The organism is Selenomonas sp., from assembly GCF_057272215.1.
This window is the reverse complement of record NZ_DBHIUY010000010.1, coordinates 17,834-36,504: the sequence shown is the minus strand read 5'-3', so window position 1 is coordinate 36,504 and position 18,671 is coordinate 17,834. Positions and strand designations below refer to the sequence as shown.

At 53.0% G+C, this 18,671-nt stretch carries 13 protein-coding genes and 1 pseudogene; 11 read left to right on the top strand and 3 right to left on the bottom strand.

From position 1 onward, the window contains the following. Positions 1 to 10 precede the first annotated feature (10 nt). The gene (locus ACO5Z0_RS09425; protein WP_485650091.1) at positions 11 to 1,768 is read right to left on the bottom strand and encodes an Rqc2 family fibronectin-binding protein; all 1,758 of its coding nucleotides are present in this window, start codon (positions 1,766 to 1,768) and stop codon (positions 11 to 13) included. Positions 1,769 to 2,016: 248 nt separating this feature from the next. Here ACO5Z0_RS09425 and ylqF point away from each other — a divergent pair, with 248 nt between their 5' ends. From ylqF to ACO5Z0_RS09380, 9 genes and pseudogenes are all read left to right on the top strand, one after another. After that, entirely contained in the window at positions 2,017 to 2,925 is a 909-nt protein-coding gene (ylqF, locus tag ACO5Z0_RS09420; RefSeq protein WP_485650090.1) for a ribosome biogenesis GTPase YlqF, read from the top strand. A gap of 14 nt (positions 2,926 to 2,939) precedes the next feature. Continuing rightward, the gene (locus ACO5Z0_RS09415) at positions 2,940 to 3,686 is read left to right on the top strand and encodes a ribonuclease HII (protein ID WP_442676853.1); all 747 of its coding nucleotides are present in this window, start codon (positions 2,940 to 2,942) and stop codon (positions 3,684 to 3,686) included. Between the two features lie 131 nt (positions 3,687 to 3,817). Beyond that, positions 3,818 to 5,872 carry a hypothetical protein gene (locus tag ACO5Z0_RS09410; RefSeq protein WP_485650089.1) on the top strand — a complete coding sequence of 685 codons (2,055 nt, stop codon included), beginning with the start codon at positions 3,818 to 3,820 and terminating at the stop codon, positions 5,870 to 5,872. Beyond that, positions 5,869 to 6,207 (top strand): EscU/YscU/HrcU family type III secretion system export apparatus switch protein, encoded by a 339-nt coding sequence (locus ACO5Z0_RS09405; protein ID WP_485650088.1) that lies wholly within the window; start codon positions 5,869 to 5,871, stop codon positions 6,205 to 6,207. Before ACO5Z0_RS09410 ends, ACO5Z0_RS09405 begins: the two co-directional genes overlap by 4 nt. Beyond that, positions 6,204 to 6,569 carry a YraN family protein gene (locus ACO5Z0_RS09400; RefSeq protein ID WP_485650087.1) on the top strand — a complete coding sequence of 122 codons (366 nt, stop codon included), beginning with the start codon at positions 6,204 to 6,206 and terminating at the stop codon, positions 6,567 to 6,569. The genes ACO5Z0_RS09405 and ACO5Z0_RS09400 overlap by 4 nt, the downstream gene beginning before the upstream one ends. Positions 6,570 to 6,766: 197 nt before the next feature. Then, a complete protein-coding gene (gene rplM, locus ACO5Z0_RS09395) occupies positions 6,767 to 7,207 on the top strand; it encodes a 50S ribosomal protein L13 (protein WP_442672782.1) in 441 nt (146 codons plus the stop codon). A gap of 25 nt (positions 7,208 to 7,232) precedes the next feature. Then, on the top strand, positions 7,233 to 7,625 hold the full coding sequence (gene rpsI / locus ACO5Z0_RS09390) for a 30S ribosomal protein S9 (RefSeq protein WP_006192988.1): 393 nt from the start codon (positions 7,233 to 7,235) through the stop codon (positions 7,623 to 7,625). A gap of 252 nt (positions 7,626 to 7,877) precedes the next feature. Beyond that, positions 7,878 to 9,454, top strand: a pseudogene (locus ACO5Z0_RS09385) (type I restriction-modification system subunit M). Next, positions 9,451 to 10,722 (top strand): restriction endonuclease subunit S, encoded by a 1,272-nt coding sequence (locus ACO5Z0_RS09380; protein WP_485650086.1) that lies wholly within the window; start codon positions 9,451 to 9,453, stop codon positions 10,720 to 10,722. The pseudogene ACO5Z0_RS09385 and the gene ACO5Z0_RS09380 overlap by 4 nt, the downstream one beginning before the upstream one ends. Positions 10,723 to 10,834: 112 nt before the next feature. Here the strand turns inward: ACO5Z0_RS09380 and ACO5Z0_RS09375 are convergent, their stop codons facing one another. Then, complete coding sequence (locus ACO5Z0_RS09375; protein ID WP_485650085.1) at positions 10,835 to 11,713, bottom strand: Abi family protein; 879 nt, start codon at positions 11,711 to 11,713, stop codon at positions 10,835 to 10,837. Positions 11,714 to 11,864: 151 nt separating this feature from the next. On the opposite strand from ACO5Z0_RS09375, the gene ACO5Z0_RS09370 reads away from it, so the two are divergent. Both ACO5Z0_RS09370 and ACO5Z0_RS09365 read left to right on the top strand, forming a co-directional pair. Next, complete coding sequence (locus ACO5Z0_RS09370) at positions 11,865 to 14,924, top strand: type I restriction endonuclease subunit R (protein WP_485650084.1); 3,060 nt, start codon at positions 11,865 to 11,867, stop codon at positions 14,922 to 14,924. A gap of 278 nt (positions 14,925 to 15,202) precedes the next feature. Then, positions 15,203 to 17,269: an alkyl/aryl-sulfatase gene (locus ACO5Z0_RS09365; RefSeq protein ID WP_485650083.1), complete on the top strand. Its 2,067-nt coding sequence runs from the start codon at positions 15,203 to 15,205 to the stop codon at positions 17,267 to 17,269. A gap of 349 nt (positions 17,270 to 17,618) precedes the next feature. On the opposite strand, the gene ACO5Z0_RS09360 is transcribed toward ACO5Z0_RS09365, so the two are convergent. Continuing rightward, positions 17,619 to 18,491, bottom strand: a complete 873-nt coding sequence (locus tag ACO5Z0_RS09360) for an RsiV family protein (protein WP_485650082.1) — start codon at positions 18,489 to 18,491, stop codon at positions 17,619 to 17,621. Positions 18,492 to 18,671 lie beyond the last annotated feature (180 nt).

Here is an 18,671-nt window from a genome sequence, read left to right as displayed (position 1 = left end):
CGGGCGGCTGTCATTGTCCTTCGAGAAGCAGCTTTGTTGTTTCTTCTGCCGATGGCGTCACGTAGAGCGTCTTTTGGTGTGTGAAGATGACGAAGCCTGGGCGCGAGCCGGATGGCTTTTTCACATAGCGTCGATAGGTGTAGTCTACGGGCACGTTTGAAGAATTCTGCGCCTTGCTGAAATAGGCAGCGAGGAGGGCGGCGTGACGCAGGCTCGCTTCGCTCGGCTCGTCGCCGTTTAGGCGCAGGATGACATGCGAACCGGGGATGTCCTTGGCGTGCAGCCACAGATCGTCAGGCGCTGCCGTCTGGAAGGTCAGGCGGTCGTTCTGACAGTTGTTCTTGCCGACGAGGATGTTTTTGCCGTCCTCGGTCATGAAGCGGAAGGGAGCGGAGGGTTTGTCCTGCCGCTTTTTTTTCATGTTCTCCTTGAGAAAACCGCTCTGAATCAGCTCATCTTTGATCTCCTCGATTTCGGACGCTGTTGAAGATGCGGCGAGGGAACTTTCAACGCTGGCGAGGTAACGGATATTTTCCTCAGAAAGCGCGATTTGTTCGCAGAGCAGCTTTTGCGCACGCTTGCGTTTGTCGTACTTGTGGTAGAATGCCTGCATGTTCTGACTGAGCGTCAGTCTTTGATCGAGCGTGAGCGTGAGCTTTTCGCCCGTTTCACTGTAGATGTTGTCGACGGTCAGTGAGGCGTCGGCATGGTCTTTGTAGAGGTGCGCGTACGTCATGAGGTTGTCGCCGCAGATTTTGTAGTCCTCGGCGTTTTCTGCCTGCCGCAGATCTTCTTGCAGGATGCTGCGTTTGTTTTCGGCGCGGGACAGCTCGGTCCTGACGAATTTCGTCAAGCGATCCTTTTCGGGCGGTGTGTAGGCTCCGGCAAGAAATGTGGCTTTTTCGAGCATCGCGCTGATGGTGGGGAAGGAAAGCGTCGTGCTCTCTGCCGGGAAGTAATGGAGCGGGAAGGGCGAGGTCGCGAGAACCTTGTTGTTCTTGTCAAGGATGAGGCTGGGGGCGGCTTCTTCCTCCATGCAGGCGGCATAGACTTCGGCGAGGGCGCACTGCAGCGCTTCCTTGTCCTTTTCGTCCAAGCTGGCGCAGGGCATCTTCTCGGGCAGCCCGGCAGAAAAGATGACCTCTCGCGCACTTATCGGACCAAAGCCGAGACAGGCGTTTAAAAGTCCCTTGTGGAGCGTCGCATCCGAATCTTGTGCGAGGCGTTCTGTGATAGCGGCGGGTTTCGCGGTGCGCAGATCGAGCTTTTCCTGCGCGGGCGGCGGCGCATATTCACGGCCCGGAAGGATGAGGCGCGTGCGGCTGTTCGTGCTGCCGACTTTTCGAAGCGCATCGATGACGACGCCGTCCTGCACGAGAATGATGTTGCTGTACTTGCCGATGAGTTCGACAATGAGGGTCTTTGTAACGATCTTGCCGCCTGCCGCGAGAGAGTCGAGATCGAAGCGGATGATGCGGTCGAGCGAGTGTTGGCGGATGTCGGCGATGCGTCCGCCTTCGAGCTGCTTGCGCAGCACCATGCAGAAGATCGGCGGTTCTGCAGGATTTTCCGGCGCTCTCTCCGCGAGAAAGACGGCGCTCGCCTGTGGGTTTGCTGCGATGTGCAGCAGATGGTTTTTGCTGGGCTGGCGTATGCTCAAGAAAACAGAAGATTTATTCGGCTGTGTAATTTTATCAATGCGTCCGCCAAGGAGCGCATAGCGCAGCTCTTTGACGAGCGGCTGTGTAGAAAAGCCGTCAAGGCTCATGGTCGTCACCTGCTCTTTCGTAAGATTTTCGAGGATATCATGGTTCCTATAGCATAGCATTGCTTGGTATGATTGGCAATACAAGGGGAAGATGAAGCCCAGCCAATCGGTCTGCGCTTAGTGTAAAATATTTCTCGGTGGGGGTTGCAAAAAGGCAAAGAGACCTGTACCCTATAGTGTATGCTGACAAGGCAAATACAAAATATGCAAGGATTTGGCAAAATCAAGGTCTGAGAGGAATATACATCATGACGGGAAATGACAGGAAAAACGACCTGCCTATCATCCAATGGTATCCGGGTCACATGAAGAAGGCGCGGGAGTTGGTGGAGGCGAATCTGAAGCTCGTTGATGTCGTCGTCGAGCTTCTGGATGCACGGATTCCGGCGGCGAGCGCAAATCCCATGCTGCGTGAGATTGTGGCGGATAAGCCGCGCATCGTGGCGCTCAATAAGAGGGATTTGGCAGATGAGAAGATGACGAAGCGCTGGCTGGATTATTTTTGTGCGCATGAACTTCCGGCGGTGGCACTCGATTCGGTGACAGGAAAGGGGACGCGGGAACTTTTGGCGCTCATCGAGAAAGCGGCGCGGTATCGGACGGAGCGACTGGTGGCAAAAGGCGTGGCGGCACGCAAGGCGCGCGTGATGATTCTTGGCATACCGAACGTGGGGAAGTCATCGTTGATCAATCGTCTGGCGGGTGCAGCGAAGGCAAAGACGGCGGACAAGCCGGGCGTCACGCGTGCCAAGCAGTGGATCCGCATTGGCGCGGATGTCGATCTCCTCGATACGCCGGGCATTCTTTGGCCGAAGTTTGAGGATCGAGAGGTCGGATTGAAGCTGGCGTTTACGGGTGCGGTCAACGATGAAATTTATGATATGGAAAATGTAGCGCACCTTTTGCTTATGGCGCTGCGGCGCGATCATCCGGAGCGTTTGCAGGAGCGCTTCAAGTGCAAGGATGCGTTGCCGGAGGCGACGGAGGAGCTTATGGAGATGATCGGGCGCAAGCGCGGTTGTCTGTTGAAGGGCGGGCGCATTGATTTGGAGAAGGTGCAGCATATTCTTCTGTCGGAGTTTCGCATGGGGAAGTTCGGCAAGATCAGTTTGGATGCGCCGCCTTTGGATGTGCCGAATGAGGCGTATGGCGGTTAATGGATGGGGAAGAAATGACGATAAAAGAATTGGAGCGCCTTTATGCGGCAGGGCGATGGTCGGCAAAGCTGCAAGAGCAATGTCGGTCGGATACTCGCGCAGGGGTGCAGAAATTGGTGCGTCGATGGGAGCGGGAAGCGCAGGAACGTGCTCGTGTGGAAGCTTTGTATCGTTATGAGTTTTTGGCGCGGGAAAAGGGCTGTACGCTCGTAGCAGGCGTCGATGAAGCCGGACGCGGTCCCTTGGCTGGACCTGTCGTGGTTGCGGCGGCTATTTTGCCGGTGGGGCTTTTTTTGCCGCATTTGAATGATTCAAAGAAGTTGTCTGCGAGCGCGCGTGAGCAGCTTTTTTCTGCCATCTTGGAGAGCGCCGTTGCTGTGGAGATCGTGAGCATCTCCGAGAAGATCATTGACGAAAAAAATATTTACCAGGCGACGAAGCAGGGCATGTGTGAGGCTGTCGCGGCATTAAAGCCGCAGCCGCAGCGGGTATTGATTGACGCCGTACCGCTGCAGCTGCCGATGCCGTCTCTTTCACTGGTTCACGGTGACGCGAAGTCTGCGTCGATCGCGGCAGCGTCGATTGTAGCGAAGGTTGCTCGGGATCGCTTGATGTTGGCATACGATGAGGAATACCCGCAGTATGGCTTCGGGAAGCATAAGGGGTACGGCACGGCGGAGCACTTAGATGCTTTGCGAAAGTATGGTCCTTGCCCTATCCATCGACGGACGTTTGAGCCGATTCGTTCGATGGCGACGTAGATTTAATTTACATGAAACCCCAAGAAGTCAAGCCGAAGGCGCAGACGGATTGGCAAGGTTTCTGTAAGGGCGGGGCACAATGTCCACGAAGTGGACGTTTGTGCGTGTAGTTTGCACGGAGGATTCGTTTCATGGCAATGGAAGCAAATGCCGCCAATGCTGCAGGATCTTTGCAGCGCGTACAGCGGCCTCAGACGACGGGATCGACAGATGCCGTAATACGACGCGGGGACGGGGCTTCGTCCTCGCCTTTTGCAAAGGAAACTAATGTTTCGATACGAAACTCCATCGCGGATTTGTCGTCGATTCTTGGAAGAATCTCACAAGGGCAGGAGGACTCTGTTGAGGTTTTGCCGGATCAGCTGCAAAAGGTGATCCGCAATGTTATGGAGAGCGCGTTTTCTTTACATGCGACCTTGGAAGAGGGGCTGGGAAGTACGACGGAAAGTCAGCGCTTCTCTTTGGAGCAGTTGGGTACATTATCGCGTATGCTCACACAGTTGGGCGCATTGGCGGAAAAAGGTGTGCAGGTTGGCGATTTCAGTGAGAGTATGCAGACTTTGCTGCAGAATTTGAAGTCGCTTTTGACGGCGCAGGAGGGCGGCGGTTCGTTGGAACCGGCATTGCTCAATAAGCTGTCGTTTCAGTTGCTCGACGCCAAGACTTTGGATGATTTGCCTGTTGCGCTGCAGCAGGCGTTGGCGCTTTTGGCGCAGCAGCAGCCGCAGGGCGGGCAATCGACGAATGAAGCGGGATCGCTTGATTTTCTAAGGTCGCTCGTGCAGTATTTCCTGCCGCGTCCCGGTGAGGAGAGTGCAGCTTTGACCATGCAGGCGCAGACCTCACCCGAGGGCGGCGCCGATGCCGATGGCGGTGCAAAGGCGGCGCAGCAGCAGTCCGCAGAGCAAACGCTAAAGCCTATGGAAGAGCGGGCGCCTGCCGCACAAGGGACAGCGGAGGGGGAAGCGGCGCCGCAGGGAAAAGAGGCGGTGCTGCCGCAGCCTGCAAAAGCTGAAAATGCCGTGCAGCAAGACGCTAAGGGGGCACAGGCAGGGACGTTGCTGAGCACGGAGGACGGTGCGGCAGAAACAGCGCCCCAAGATGCAGCGGGCAATCGCGTACCGGAAGGCAAGACGCAGACGAATGCACAGCCAGGGCAGAGTGAAGCGCAGCCGCAAAAGTCTGCGGGGCAGGGAACTGCCGCCGAAAGCAAGGGGCAGCCGAGTGAACAAGCGCTGCGCGGCGCTTTGCAGGACGGCAGGTCGTCCGAAACGGCAGTACCGCGCCAAGAGCCGCAGAGCGCGAATCCGCAGCCGACGAGACAGGATGGAGCTTCGCAAAGTGCAGCGCAGGAAAAGCCGCAGCAGCAAGGGCAAAATCCGACGAATCCTTCCACCAATCTATCGAACGAGGCGAAGACGTCTGCGCGGCAGACGCCTGTGATGCAAAACACGCCGCAGCTCATGCAGAGCTTGAAAGACACGGCGGCGTTCATGTTGAAGAACATGCCGCTTACAGAGAAAGACGCTGCCTTGCTGCGTGATTTTGTCAACAACGGACAAAAGCTCTTGCCGGACAAGGACGCGAAGCAGCTGCAGCTTCTCCTGCGTCTCAGTCAGAACAATATTCCAGCCGCCGTCAATCAAGCCGCTGTGCAGAAGAATCTAGGCGATTTGCCGCGTCTTTGGGCGTTTATGCAGTTGTGCGACATGACGGCGGTGAAGGATATGAAAGCGCAGCAACTCAAGCGAGCGGGCAAGGACGTCGCGGAGTTTGCCGCTTCGATGAAACGGTCGATGGAGGGAGGCAGTCTGTTTCAAACGGATGGCAAGGGCAATACGCACCGTTCGCTGAACTTCATGCTGCCTCTTTATATGGGAGAAGGGGAAAAGCAGAGTTTCCCCGCTTACGCTAATGTCTACAACGAAGAAAAATATTCGCCCGAGGACGGGCAGATGCACAAGGAAACGTGGCTTAGGCTCTGCGTGCTGACCGATCATATCGGAGCGGTTGAGCTCACGTGCCAGGTGTACGATGCAAAGAGTCTCAATATGCGCGTACTCTTTTCTGAAGCGTCCGTTGTGGACGAGTTCAAATCATATATTCCGGAATTTAAGGAATCTTTTCGCACCATGACATTGGAGCTTGCCGATCTCAAAGTCAGTGTAGCGGGTAGCAAAGAATGATGAATATGAACATGGAAAATCAAGAACTGTCGGTGCAAGAGCAGGAGAACATCGCCGATAAAAGGGCTGTAGCGCTGCGCTACGAACCGCAGCGCCGGCAGGCGCCGAAGGTCGTGGCGAAGGGGCGTGGCTTCGTCGCGGAAAATATCCTCGCGGCAGCGCAGAAAAATGCGATTCCCGTCTATCAAAATAAATCGCTGGTCAACATGCTGATGGCGCTTGAACTTGACCGCGAGATTCCGCCGGAACTTTATCGCACGGTGGCGGAAGTTCTAGCCTATGTCTATCGCATAGACAAGCGGCATCAAAATCAAAGGGTGGAGTTGCCCAGATGACGAAGAAAGACTTCGGCGATCAGGGCGAAGAAGCGGCGGCACGGTATTTGGAACAGCACGGCTGCCGCATCTTGGAGCGTCAGTTTCGTGCAAAGGTTGGAGAGATCGACATCATTGCCGAGAAAGGCGGCGAAATGATCTTCGTCGAAGTCAAGACGCGCCGCTCGACGCACTTCGGCGCACCTGCACAGGCGGTAGGGCGCACGAAACAGCAGCGCATTTTTCGCACCGCCTTTTTGTATGTGCAAAAGCATGGGTTTGAAGAACGCGCCTGTCGGTTTGACGTCATCGAGATTCTCGCTGCGGGAGAATCGTATACCGTGCGTCACTATGAAAATGCCTTTGAATTTAGCGGCTTCTAAGGACTGCATTCTGCATCATACAGCAGCATTTATGCTGCTGTATGATGCAGAATGCAGAAATAAGGCTTGACAAGCCATACCTTTTTGAATAGAATATCTCTGTATGAGCCGTAGCAAGCGCATCCATTAGCCCCGGAGCGCCGACGGATCATCATCTATGAAAATAATGCATTGCAATAAGTTGAGGGAGGATTCGCATGAAGACGACATTTATGGCGAATGCAGCGAATATCGAGCGCAAGTGGTATGTTGTCGATGCTGCCGGTCAGACGGTAGGTCGATTGGCTGCGGAAGTCGCTAAGGTGCTCCGCGGCAAAAATAAGCCGACTTTTACACCGCATGTTGATACAGGAGATTTCGTCATCGTAATCAACGCAGAGAAGGCGGTCTTTACAGGTAAGAAACTCACGGACAAGATGTACTTCCGTCATTCCGGATATCCGGGTGGCACGACGTTCACGGCGGCGGGAAAGCTCATGGAGAAAGCTCCGGAAAAGGTCATTGAAAAAGCGGTGCGCGGCATGTTGCCGAAGAATCGTCTCGGCGCACAGATGTACCGCAAACTCAACGTCTATGCCGGTTCGGAACACCCCCATGCAGCGCAGAAGCCCGAAGCGCTCGCGCTCGACATCCGTTGATTTCTGGAAGGAGGAGCTTTAATCTATGGCATTAGTCAGCTATTACGGCACGGGTCGCAGGAAGACCTCGGTCGCTCGCGTTCGTTTGGTTCCCGGTGACGGCAAGGTCACGATCAATGGTCGCGATATGGAAGAGTATTTCGGTCTCAAGACGCTTGAACTCATCGTTCGTCAGCCGCTGAACCTCACCGATACCGTCGATAAATACGATGTCATCGCCAACGTCAAGGGCGGCGGTGCTTCGGGTCAGGCAGGTGCGATCCGCCACGGCATCACGCGCGCTCTGATGGAGCTGGACGGAGAGCTTCGTCCGGCTTTGAAGAAGGCTGGTTTCGTCACGCGTGATCCGCGTGAGAAAGAACGCCGCAAGTACGGTCTCAAGAAGGCTCGCAAGGCCTCGCAGTTCTCGAAGCGTTAAGCAGCAAGAACCGAATAGAAAGTTACAAAAGCCCGTCAGTCCGGTACTGGCGGGCTTTTTCGCTTATCTCGACGTGCTGAAATTGCCCGTAAGATTGATGAAAATACGCTGATTTTCGCCTTGAAAGTTACATACAAGTTACAAGAAAATGACAGCGGCTTGTTCTGATTTGTCGGATTTCCTTTGCATGGAGCAGGACAAAGAGAGAGTCAGCGCGAAGTACAAAAAGATACTGATTGCGGAGGCGATACGATGGACAACAAGAAGGAAATGGAGCGGGCAGAGCTGCATCGGGCGATTTGGCAGATTGCGAATGATCTGCGCGGTTCGGTGGATGGCTGGGATTTCAAGCAGTATGTCTTGGGCACTCTTTTTATCGCTATATCTCGGAGAAGCTGACGAATTACCTCAACCGCGAGGCGCATGAGGCGGGGGATACGGCGTTTGATTATGCCGCACTGTCCGATGAAGAGGCGGAGACGGAGCGCGAGAATCTCGTAGAGGAGCAGGGGTATTTCATCCTGCCGAGCGAGCTTTTTGCCAATGTGCGCAAGGCTGCGCCGACGAATGAAAACCTCAACGAAACGCTGGAAAAGGTGTTTCACAACATTGAAGCCTCGGCGACCGGCACGGCGAGCGAAAACGATCTCGCGGGGCTTTTTGAAGACCTCGACGTCAACAGCAACAAGCTCGGCGCGACGGTGAAGGAGCGCAATGCAAAGCTCGTGAAGCTCCTCGACGGCATCGGCGAAATGCAGCTTGGGCACTATCGAGACAATACGATCGACGCTTTTGGCGACGCCTATGAATATCTCATGGGCATGTACGCTTCGAATGCCGGCAAGAGCGGCGGCGAATACTATACGCCGCAGGAAGTCTCCGAACTGCTGACACGCCTCACGGTCATCGGCAAGGCGCGGGTGAACAAAGTGTACGACCCCGCCTGCGGCAGTGGATCTCTATTGCTGAAGTTTGCCAAAATCCTCGGCAAGGAGAATGTGCGAAACGGCTTTTACGGGCAGGAGATCAACATCACGACGTACAATCTTTGCCGCATCAATATGTTCCTGCATGACATCAATTTCGATGACTTCGACATTGCGCGCGGCGATACGTTGATTGACCCGCAGCATGATGCATTCGAGCCGTTTGAGGCGATTGTTTCCAATCCGCCGTATTCGATTCGATGGGTGGGTAAGGAAAATCCTCTGCTCATCAATGATCCGCGTTTTGCGCCTGCGGGCGTGCTTGCACCGCCGTCGAAAGCCGACTTCGCCTTTATCCTGCACGCGCTCGCTTGGCTGGCGGCGAATGGTACGGCGGCGATCGTCTGTTTCCCCGGCATCATGTATCGCGGCGGCGCGGAGAAGAAGATTCGCCAATATCTCATCGACAGCAATTTCGTCGATGCCGTGATCCAACTGCCAGACAATCTCTTTTTCGGCACGAGCATCGCGACCTGCATCATGGTGCTGAAGAAGTCGAAAGCGGACACGACTACGCTCTTCATCGACGCTTCGAAGGAATGCATCAAGGTCACGAACAACAACAAGCTTACGCAGGAAAATATCGAGCATATCTTGCAAATGTATACTGACCGCGCAGATGTTGCCCACACGGTGCGCCGCATCCAAGGCAAGGAAATCGCCGCCGAGGACTACAACCTCTCCGTCAGCACTTACGTCGAACCGGCGGACACGCGCGAAGTCATCGACATCGTGGCGCTCAATGCAGAGATTCGCGAGATCGTCGCAAGGGAAGAAGTGCTGCGGCGTGAAATCGACAAGATCATTGCTGAGATCGAGGACGAGGAGGGCATCGCGCTATGAGCAGGCTGAGGGAGTTGATGGAAGAGCTTTGCCCGAATGGGGTGGAATATAAGAAGCTGGGGGAATTTTTATCTCGTCATACAGGGATGGCAATTACCGCAGGGAAAATGAAAGAATTGCATATACCGAATGGTGAAATTCGTATATTTGCGGCAGGAAATACTTTTGCGGATGTTAGAGAAAGTGATATTGATAAATCGGCTGTTATAAGAGAACCAGGTATTATTGTGAAATCACGTGGTAATATAGGATTTGAATATTATACAAAACCCTTTTCGCATAAAAATGAAATGTGGTCATATACATGTTGTGACAATGCGACTTCTTTGAAGTATGTTTATTATATGCTAGAAAAAAATGCAACGTATTTTCAAAACAAAGCAAAGACGGGAAAGTTGCCACAAATTTCTATCGTGGATACAGAAAACTATGAAATCCCTGTCCCGCCATTAGAAATTCAAAATGAAATCGTAAAACTGTTAGATAATTTTACGGAACTTACAGCGGAGTTGACAGAGCAACTAATGACGGAGCTTACGTTGCGGAAAAAGCAGTATAATTTTTACCGCGACAGCCTTTTGAGTTTTGTCCGCGTGGATGATACAATCGTTCAGACAGACAGACAGACAGACAGACAAGCTCAAAGAATAAGTAAATTTGGGCGAAGAATCCAAAAAGATGTTGTATGGCGAACCTTGGGCGATATTGGTACAGTTTGCATGTGTAAGCGAATTCTGAAGCAGCAGACAAATACAGAATCTGGTATCCCCTTTTATAAGATTGGCACATTCGGAAAGACAGCGGATTCTTACATTTCAGAAGAGTTATTTGCGGAATACAAGGCAAAATATTCCTACCCGCGAAAAGGTGAAATCCTTATATCGGCGGCGGGAACAATCGGACGATCTGTCATTTATGATGGAAGTCCCGCGTATTTTCAAGACTCCAATATTGTTTGGATTGCGAACGATGAATCGGTTGTGTTAAATCGCTACTTGTATTATTTCTATTCATTATTTCCGTGGCGAGTTGCAGAAGGTGGAACGGTTGCACGGTTGTATAACGATCAGATTCAACGGACAGAAATCCCCGTCCCGCCGCTCGACGTTCAGCAAAAAATCGTCTCCATCCTCGATCGCTTTGACACCCTATGTGGCAATCTTACAAGTGATCTCTCCGCCGAGATCGCCGCACGCAAGAAGCAATACGAACACTACCGCGACAAACTGCTGACCTTTCCAAGAAGCAAGCTCGAAGAGCGCAGCTGATTGGCGAAAAGGTCGTATGTGAAAACGCCCCGAGAGCGCAAGCCGAAGGCGCAGCGTGATTGGCAGGCGTTGACCGCTGCTGAGCCGTCCAAGAAGCAAGGATTTTTCTTCTTTATAGGCATTTTTTCCAGTCGCTCCGGAAACCATAATAGTGCATTTCGACGAAAGGAAAGCGTTCTGACAATGCGATGAGCTTTTGCTTTAAATCGTTAAAATCTGCTGTGGTGAGCATACGCCTCATAATGAACAGGAAGCCGTATAAATGGGCGTTATCTAGTGTACCGTTTGCGTCTTTGCGAAGGAAGGTTAATTCTGCTTTACTAAGGCTGGGTTTTTGCTGAAAAATGCGATTGTATAGTCTACTTCCATGTGCACACAGATTGCGAATAATCGTCATGCTGTGCATGAATCTTCGCAATAAATCGCTTCCTTTTGTTGGGTGGAGGTTGAAGGCGTCGGCAATTGATTTTTTCAGGGAGGGAACGGAAATTGCGTATAAAAAGGAAATATCAGCGATCGTTAGGAGATCGACATAAGCCCAAATAGGAACGCATTCTCCGAGGGCATCGAAATGTTTCAGATAGGCTTCGTGAGGCAATCGGGATTGTCGTTGTCGCTCTGCTTTAGCGAGGATTTCTGCGTGCTTTGTGGGATTGGAGAATAACGTCGGATTCTGATAAGAGATGGAACCATACGCTTTTGCAAGTTTATAGGCATAGATGGATTTCATTTTAACTTCAATGATTTCGAGGTATTCCAGTAGGAGATGGCGTAATTCATGGTCAAAATTATAGATATCCATGATGTTCTGCATCGTTGCGGACGGGTAGAATTGGTCGTGTTTTCGCAGGGTAAGAGAATATCCGCTGATGCGATAGTAATTGTTGTGCAGTAGAAATTCTTTTGTTGTAGTATCGTTTTCTATTGTAAGACCGCGTGACGCCAGCAAGACGATCTGTTCTTCGATACGTTTGAAAACTTTTTCTGCCACTATTGTTTCCTCCATAAAACAAAACGCCCCCAAGTGTGCATATCATCCAATTAGGATGCCAGAGGCCTGGGGGAGAAGTTATTTATATTATAGCCTAACTTTATTTTTTTGTAAAGATATAGGCGTAATTTCGATGAAACGAGGGATACCCATGTACTACAACCTAATTGCAAGCGCAGAAGAGAGCACGGTGCTCGCGCAGTATGTTCGCGAGGAGCGTGCGCCGTATGCGGCGTATCAGTCGGAGGCGGCGCTTGAGCGGGCTTTGATCGCTCTGCTGGAAGAGGAAGGCTATACATATCTTCGGATTCATGACGAGGCGGAGCTGATCGCGAATCTTCGGGAGCAGCTTTCGGCGCTCAACGAGTATGCGTTCAGCGATGCGGAGTGGGAGAGGTTCTTCAAGGCGTCGATCGCGCCTGCAGGCGACGGCATTGCAGAGAAGACGCGGCGCATTCAGACGGATTACATTCAGAATCTTCGGCGCGATGACGGAACGACGAAGAACATCAAGCTGATTGACAAGGAGAACATCTACCACAATCGTTTGCAGGTCATCAACCAATATGCGGTGGAGGGCGGTGCGGACGCTCAAGCAGAGAATGCAGCGGCTCATGCAAATCGCTACGATGTGACGATCCTCGTCAACGGCTTGCCGCTCGTGCATTTGGAGCTCAAGCGGCGCGGCGTGGAGATTCGCCAGGCGTTCAATCAGATCAATCGCTACCAGCGCGACAGTTTTTGGGCGGGTGCGGGACTGTACGAGTATGTGCAGGTTTTCATCATTTCGAACGGGACGAATACGAAGTATTATTCCAATACGACGCGTGCAAGTCATATCCGCGAGATGGATGCGGCGGGGCGCAGGGCGAGCAAGAAGACGAGCAACAGTTTTGAGTTCACGTCGTTTTGGGCGGATGCGAGCAACCGCCTCATCACCGATCTCATGGATTTTGGACGCACGTTCCTTGCCAAGCATACGTTGCTTGCCGTCTTGACGCGCTACTCGATCTTTACGACGGAAGAGGTGCTGATGCTCATGCGTCCGTACCAGATTGCGGCGACGGAGCGCATTTTGTCGCGCATCAAGATCGCGTCGAATTATAAGACTTGGGGCAAGATCGAGGGCGGCGGCTATATCTGGCACACGACGGGTTCGGGTAAGACGCTGACTTCGTTCAAGACGGCGCAGCTTGCCGCAGGACTGCCGGATATTGATAAGGTGCTCTTCGTGGTCGACCGCAAGGATCTTGACTATCAGACGATGAGGGAATACGACCGCTTTGAAAAGGGCGCGGCGAACGGCAATACGTCGACGCGCGTGCTCGCGGGGCAGCTCGCGAATGATGCGGCGCGGATCGTCGTCACGACGATTCAGAAGCTCGCCATGTTCATTAAGCAGAACAAGACGCACGCAATCTACGGCAAGCATGTCGTGCTGATTTTCGATGAGTGCCATCGCTCGCAGTTCGGCGATATGCACACGGCGATTGCGAAGGCGTTCAAGAAGTATCATATCTTCGGCTTTACGGGCACGCCGATTTTCGCGCCGAATGCGTCGGGCGCGGGCAAGCCTTCGGCGCGGACGACGCCGCAGCTTTTCGGCGATAAGCTCCACACCTATACGATTGTGAACGCCATCAACGACGGCAATGTGCTGCCGTTTCGCATTGATTACATCAACACGATGAAGAGCAAGGCGGAGATCGAGGACAAGGAAGTGCGTGCCATCGACCGTGAGAAGGCGCTTGCCGCGCCCGAACGCATTCGTGCCGTGACGGAATATATCCTCGCGCATTTCGATCAGAAGACGATGCGCGGCAAGGCGTATTCGCTCAAGGGGCAGCGCGTCTTGGGGTTCAATTCGATGTTCGCGGTCGCGTCGATTCCTGTCTGCATGAAGTATTACGAGGAGTTCAAGCGTCAGCTGACAGCGGCGGGGCGCGACCTTGCGGTTGCGACGATTTTCAGCTATGCGGCGAACGAGGACGATCCCGAGGACGCTTTGCCCGATGAGGATTTTGATACGGCGGGGCTTGACCGCACGAGCCGCGACTTTCTTTCGGACGCGATTGCGGACTATAATGCGCGTTTTTCTACGAATTTTTCGACGGACGGGGATTCCTTCCAGAATTATTACAAGGATCTTTCTCAGCGAATGAAGAAGCGCGAGATCGATTTGCTCATCGTCGTCAATATGTTCCTCACGGGCTTTGACGCGACGACGCTCAACACGCTTTGGGTGGATAAGAACCTCAAGTACCACGGGCTGATTCAAGCGTTTTCACGCACGAACCGCATTTTGAATTCGGTCAAGACGTTTGGCAATATCGTTGCTTTTCGCAATCTGGCGAAAGCGACGGATGATGCAATCTCGCTTTTCGGTGATGAGAATGCCGAGAGCATCGTGCTGCTGAGAGGTTTTTGCGACTACTACGACGGCTATGACGATGAGAGCGGCCGCCATCATAGGGGCTATGCGGAACTTATCTTGGAGCTGCGCGAGAAGTTTGCTGTCGGTGAGCCGATCTTGGGCGAGCAGGCGCAGAAGGATTTCGTACGCATCTTCGGCAGCATTCTGCGGCTGCGGAACATTCTCACGGCGTTTGACGATTTTGAGGAAAATGATCCGCTCCTGCCGCCGCGCGATTTGCAGGATTACCAGAGCATGTACTTGGACATTCATCGCGAGATGACTGGCACAGGAAATGCGGAGAAGGAGAACATCAACGACGATGTCGTGTTCGAGCTGGAATTGATCCGGCAGGTGGACATCCATATCGACTACATTCTGCTGCTCGTGGAGAAGTATCATGCATCGAACGGCCTGGATAAGAGCATCATCGGCGCGATCGACCGCGCCGTCGGCGCAAGTCCTGAGCTTCGGAGCAAGAAGGAGCTGATCGACGGCTTCATCGCGACGGTCAATACGAGTACGAAAGTGATGGAGGACTGGCGCACCTATGTCGATGCGGAGAAGGAAAAGGCGCTTGAGAAAATCGTGCAGGAGGAGAAGTTGAAGCCCGAGGAGACGGAGAAGTTCGTCCGAAGCGCGCTGCGCGACGGCAGGTTCAAGACGACAGGCACGGCGATTGATACGATTCTGCCGCCCGTTCGCCGCTTCGGCGGCGCTCGCGCCGAGAAGAAGGCGGGCGTCATCGAAAAGCTCAAGGCGTTCTTTGCGACTTTTATGGGGCTGGTGGAGGAGTGAGGGGGGCAGTTTGCTTGAGCGCACCGACAAAATGAAGTTCGCCAGATGTACTCCGTCGGTTGAAGATGGATAAACTTTTTTCTATGGTATTTACTGCGGGCATATCGCTTTCCAAGATCTTGCGTTTCAATCGGTTCTTCTCTTGCAGCTGATTTATGATATAATAGTATAAGCGTATTGGTTCGTTTTAAAGCACCATGTAGATTGGGATGCATTATGAAAGAATCACGGAGAAACGAATTTTGGTATGGTATGCGATATGTGGGGAGAGAGGAACATTGAAAAAGAAGGCAACGGGCCAGGTGATTCTTTCACTGACGGCTGCAATCCTGCTGGCTGCCGCACCCTGTGGGGCGGCGGATATGGAAGCGGGCGCGGGAAACGGCGCGACGGCAGAGGAACTGACACCGGATTCAAAGGGTGCGACGGAATTTACCCGACAAAAGAACGAGTCTGTTTACAGCCTGTTGGATTTTGCTGACAGACAGGAAGCGGAATTTGCCCAAAGAGGGCGGATTGCCTCGCCTGAAAAGCTGGAGATCAAGGATTCCTACGGCAATATCGTATGGAGCCAGAAAGCGTATGGTTTTCTGGAAGACGCAGCGGAGAGTCCTGATACCGTCAATCCGAGCCTTTGGGAAAATGCCAAAAACAACCATGCCTATGGTCTTTTCGAGGTGGAAAAGGGAATCTACCAAGTGCGCGGGTACGACATGGCGAATCTCACCCTCGTGGCGGGCGATACCGGCTGGATCGTACTCGATACGACGATGGGCATCGAATGTGCAGGGGCAGCTCTCGATCTCGTCAAACAACATCTCGGGGAGAAACCGATCAAAGCAGTCATTATCTCGCATCCTCATATAGACCATTTCGGCGGTGTCGGGGCTTTCGTGAACGATAAAACGGTTGCGGACGCCTCCCTTCCTATCGAGAAGCAGCTTGCAGGCGGCAAGATTCCGCTCATCGTTCCGGAAGGATTTACCACTCATGCGGTGGAAGAGAATCTTTATGCGGGCAAGGCCATGGGGAGGCGTGCAAACTATCAGTACGGTACGCTTATCGACAAATCCCCGACGGGCGCGCTGTCAATCGGCATCGGCATGGGGCAGTCCAAGGGGACGGTATCCTTTGTCGTGCCGTCGTACGAGGTAAAGAAGACCGGCGAAAAAATCACGATTGACGGCGTGGAGATGGAATTCCAGCTGACTCCCGGAACGGAAGCTCCTGCCGAGATGAACATATACTTCCCGCGCTACAAGGCGCTCTGGGCCGCAGAGAACTGCACGGCAACGCTCCATAACCTGTACACTCTGCGCGGCGCTGAGGTGCGCGACGGAAATGCATGGGCGAAATATATCATGGAAGCGATGTCGCGGTATGCCGATCGAACGGAGGTTGTCTTCCAGTCGCACAACTGGCCGCATTGGGGCAAAGAGGTCATCCGCGATTATATGCTGAATACCGCTGCGGTGTACAAGTACATCAATGATCAGTCATTGACCTATATCAACCAGGGGTATAACGGCGTGGAAATCGAAAATATGCTGCAGCTGCCGGAGCGGCTTTCTAAAAATTGGTATACAAGGCCGTATTATGGGACGCCGGCGCACAATGCCATGGCGGTCTATCAGAAATATATGGGTTACTATGACGCCAACCCGGTGAATCTTTGCAGACTTCCTGCCGAGCAAAGCGCGAAGAAGATGGCACAATATCTGGAGCTTGGCAGCATGGATGCCTGCCTTGCGCAGGCGAAGCGGGATTTCGCCAAGGGGGAATACCAGTGGGTTGCCGAATTCACTAATCAGCTCGTATTCGCAGATCCTTCCAATCGGGAGGCAAGACTTCTCTGTGCAGACGCGCTCGAACAGCTGGGCTATCAGGCAGAATCCGGCACATGGCGCAACTGCTATCTGACCGGTGCGCTTGAACTGAGGAAGGGCAATAGGACAAAACGGCCTAGGAGCGGCGGTGAATTTGGCCGTGCTCTCATGCGCCAGCTTACACCGGAGATGGCATTCGACTACATGGATATCCTGCTGGATAAGAAGGCTATGGCAAACCGGGATGCCGAGATTCTTTTCCATATCGAAGATCTCGGCAAATATTACAGAGCCTATCTTGTGGACGGCGTCCTTCTCCATGCGGAGGATGCGGGAAAAGCTCCTGCGGACACGACGGTTGAATGCAGCTCCAAGACGATGCTCCTGCTGCTCATGGATTACAATGCATTTGCCCGGAAGGCAAAAATCAAGGGAGATGCAGCTTTGCTGCAAAGACTGGCGGCCAATCTGACTGAGCTCGGTCGGAAATCCGGCATGTTCAATATTGTGGAGCCGTGACATCAGCAACGGTTGGCTCACTGCCCAGTTGCTGCTAAATAAAGGAAAACCTCAAATGGGAGTATGTCGATATTGCCATGAGAACCTAAGAAGTCAAGCCATGGACGCAGACGGATTGGCCAAGTCTCTGTAAGGCGTGAGGCATATGTACAGGTTGACGTTTTGATGTGTCATCACTGAAATCGGGTGCGAAAACAAAATATGCCGTTTCGCGTGATGGCTGAACATATGTCCTGAAAGTTTATTCGGCATACACCGTGTGAAGAGTTGCGATTGCGGTGATGGATGCCTGCGTGCCAAAAAATAGCAGGCGCGGTCTGTAGCCAAACTACAGATCGCGCCTTCTTTGTCATTTCAATGGATAAGCCTTGGTGAAAAGCTCAGGGGCGTCCTCGCGCTTGATGGTGAGTGTGAAGTCGCCGGAGGCATAGGGCGCGAGGGCGTAGGGTGAGTAGAGAAAGACGAGTTCGCCGCGTGTGCCCATGTACCACGAGAAGGTATCGAGTCCTTTTCCGGCAGGATGGATCCGTTCTAGCTGCTTGTCAATGTCATAAGCGAAGAGCTCCTCTTCACGATTTGGGTATTGGGTGCGGAAGGCGGCGGCAAGTGCTTGGAGCAAAGTCTCGCGGTTCGAGACAATCGCAGCGAGACCGACTTCTTTTCCTGTCTTTGCGTCGAAGGTCATGCCGCCCTTGCCGTGCATCGGGTGTGCACCGCCGGCGTAGGAGATGCCGAAGAGGCAGAAGCTGATCATGTGTTCATCGACGCGTCCCCACTTCGCGATGACGGAGTAGTCGAAGTAAGCGGTCTCTTTGAGAAAGCCGCGTTTAAGGTCGCCTTTTTTGCATTCATAGGTAAAATCGAAGCCCTTTTTTGCATCTTGCGCTTCCTGTTTGCTCCAAGTATCAAGACTGTGTGCGAGAGCAGTGCGTCCTTCGCCGTTGATGCGAAGGATCGGATGGCTGCTGTAGGTCACGCACTTGCCGGCGGCGTTGCAGGCTTCAAGACGATGGTCTTCGACGATGAGCCATGAAACGGGGGCTTCGACGGAGCGGTCGTTGTATTTGCTGTTCGCTGTTTTTGCCGGACGTGTATACTCTCTGATCGTGTCGGGCTGCGCCGCTGCATGGGCGGCGGTGGGGGCGAGAGGGACGGCGCTTGGGAGAGGTGCGAGTGAGGAGAGCAAGAGAGCGGCTAGGATGGGTGATGCAAGTTTTTTCATAAAGAAATCTCCAATCTGTGAAAAAAGAAATTATGCGGATACCTAAGGGAAAATTTTGTCTGCCTGTCATTTACTACAGTATGCTTGCTAGGGTTTTCGCTTATATAAGGAATGAACGGCACAAGGGCATTCGCAAAGGATGTTGAGAATCAGGAAAAGGAGATGAAGTCTTATGAAACG

What these genes read in the sequence shown, in the direction of transcription:
- ACO5Z0_RS09425 (WP_485650091.1), bottom strand. Translation starts at nt 1,768, where the DNA reads ATGAGCCTTGACGGCTTTTCTACACAGCCGCTCGTCAAAGAGCTGCGC.
- ylqF (WP_485650090.1), top strand. Translation starts at nt 2,017, where the DNA reads ATGACGGGAAATGACAGGAAAAACGACCTGCCTATCATCCAATGGTAT.
- ACO5Z0_RS09415 (WP_442676853.1), top strand. Translation starts at nt 2,940, where the DNA reads ATGACGATAAAAGAATTGGAGCGCCTTTATGCGGCAGGGCGATGGTCG.
- ACO5Z0_RS09410 (WP_485650089.1), top strand. Translation starts at nt 3,818, where the DNA reads ATGGCAATGGAAGCAAATGCCGCCAATGCTGCAGGATCTTTGCAGCGC.
- ACO5Z0_RS09405 (WP_485650088.1), top strand. Translation starts at nt 5,869, where the DNA reads ATGATGAATATGAACATGGAAAATCAAGAACTGTCGGTGCAAGAGCAG.
- ACO5Z0_RS09400 (WP_485650087.1), top strand. Translation starts at nt 6,204, where the DNA reads ATGACGAAGAAAGACTTCGGCGATCAGGGCGAAGAAGCGGCGGCACGG.
- rplM (WP_442672782.1), top strand. Translation starts at nt 6,767, where the DNA reads ATGAAGACGACATTTATGGCGAATGCAGCGAATATCGAGCGCAAGTGG.
- rpsI (WP_006192988.1), top strand. Translation starts at nt 7,233, where the DNA reads ATGGCATTAGTCAGCTATTACGGCACGGGTCGCAGGAAGACCTCGGTC.
- ACO5Z0_RS09380 (WP_485650086.1), top strand. Translation starts at nt 9,451, where the DNA reads ATGAGCAGGCTGAGGGAGTTGATGGAAGAGCTTTGCCCGAATGGGGTG.
- ACO5Z0_RS09370 (WP_485650084.1), top strand. Translation starts at nt 11,865, where the DNA reads ATGTACTACAACCTAATTGCAAGCGCAGAAGAGAGCACGGTGCTCGCG.
- ACO5Z0_RS09360 (WP_485650082.1), bottom strand. Translation starts at nt 18,491, where the DNA reads ATGAAAAAACTTGCATCACCCATCCTAGCCGCTCTCTTGCTCTCCTCA.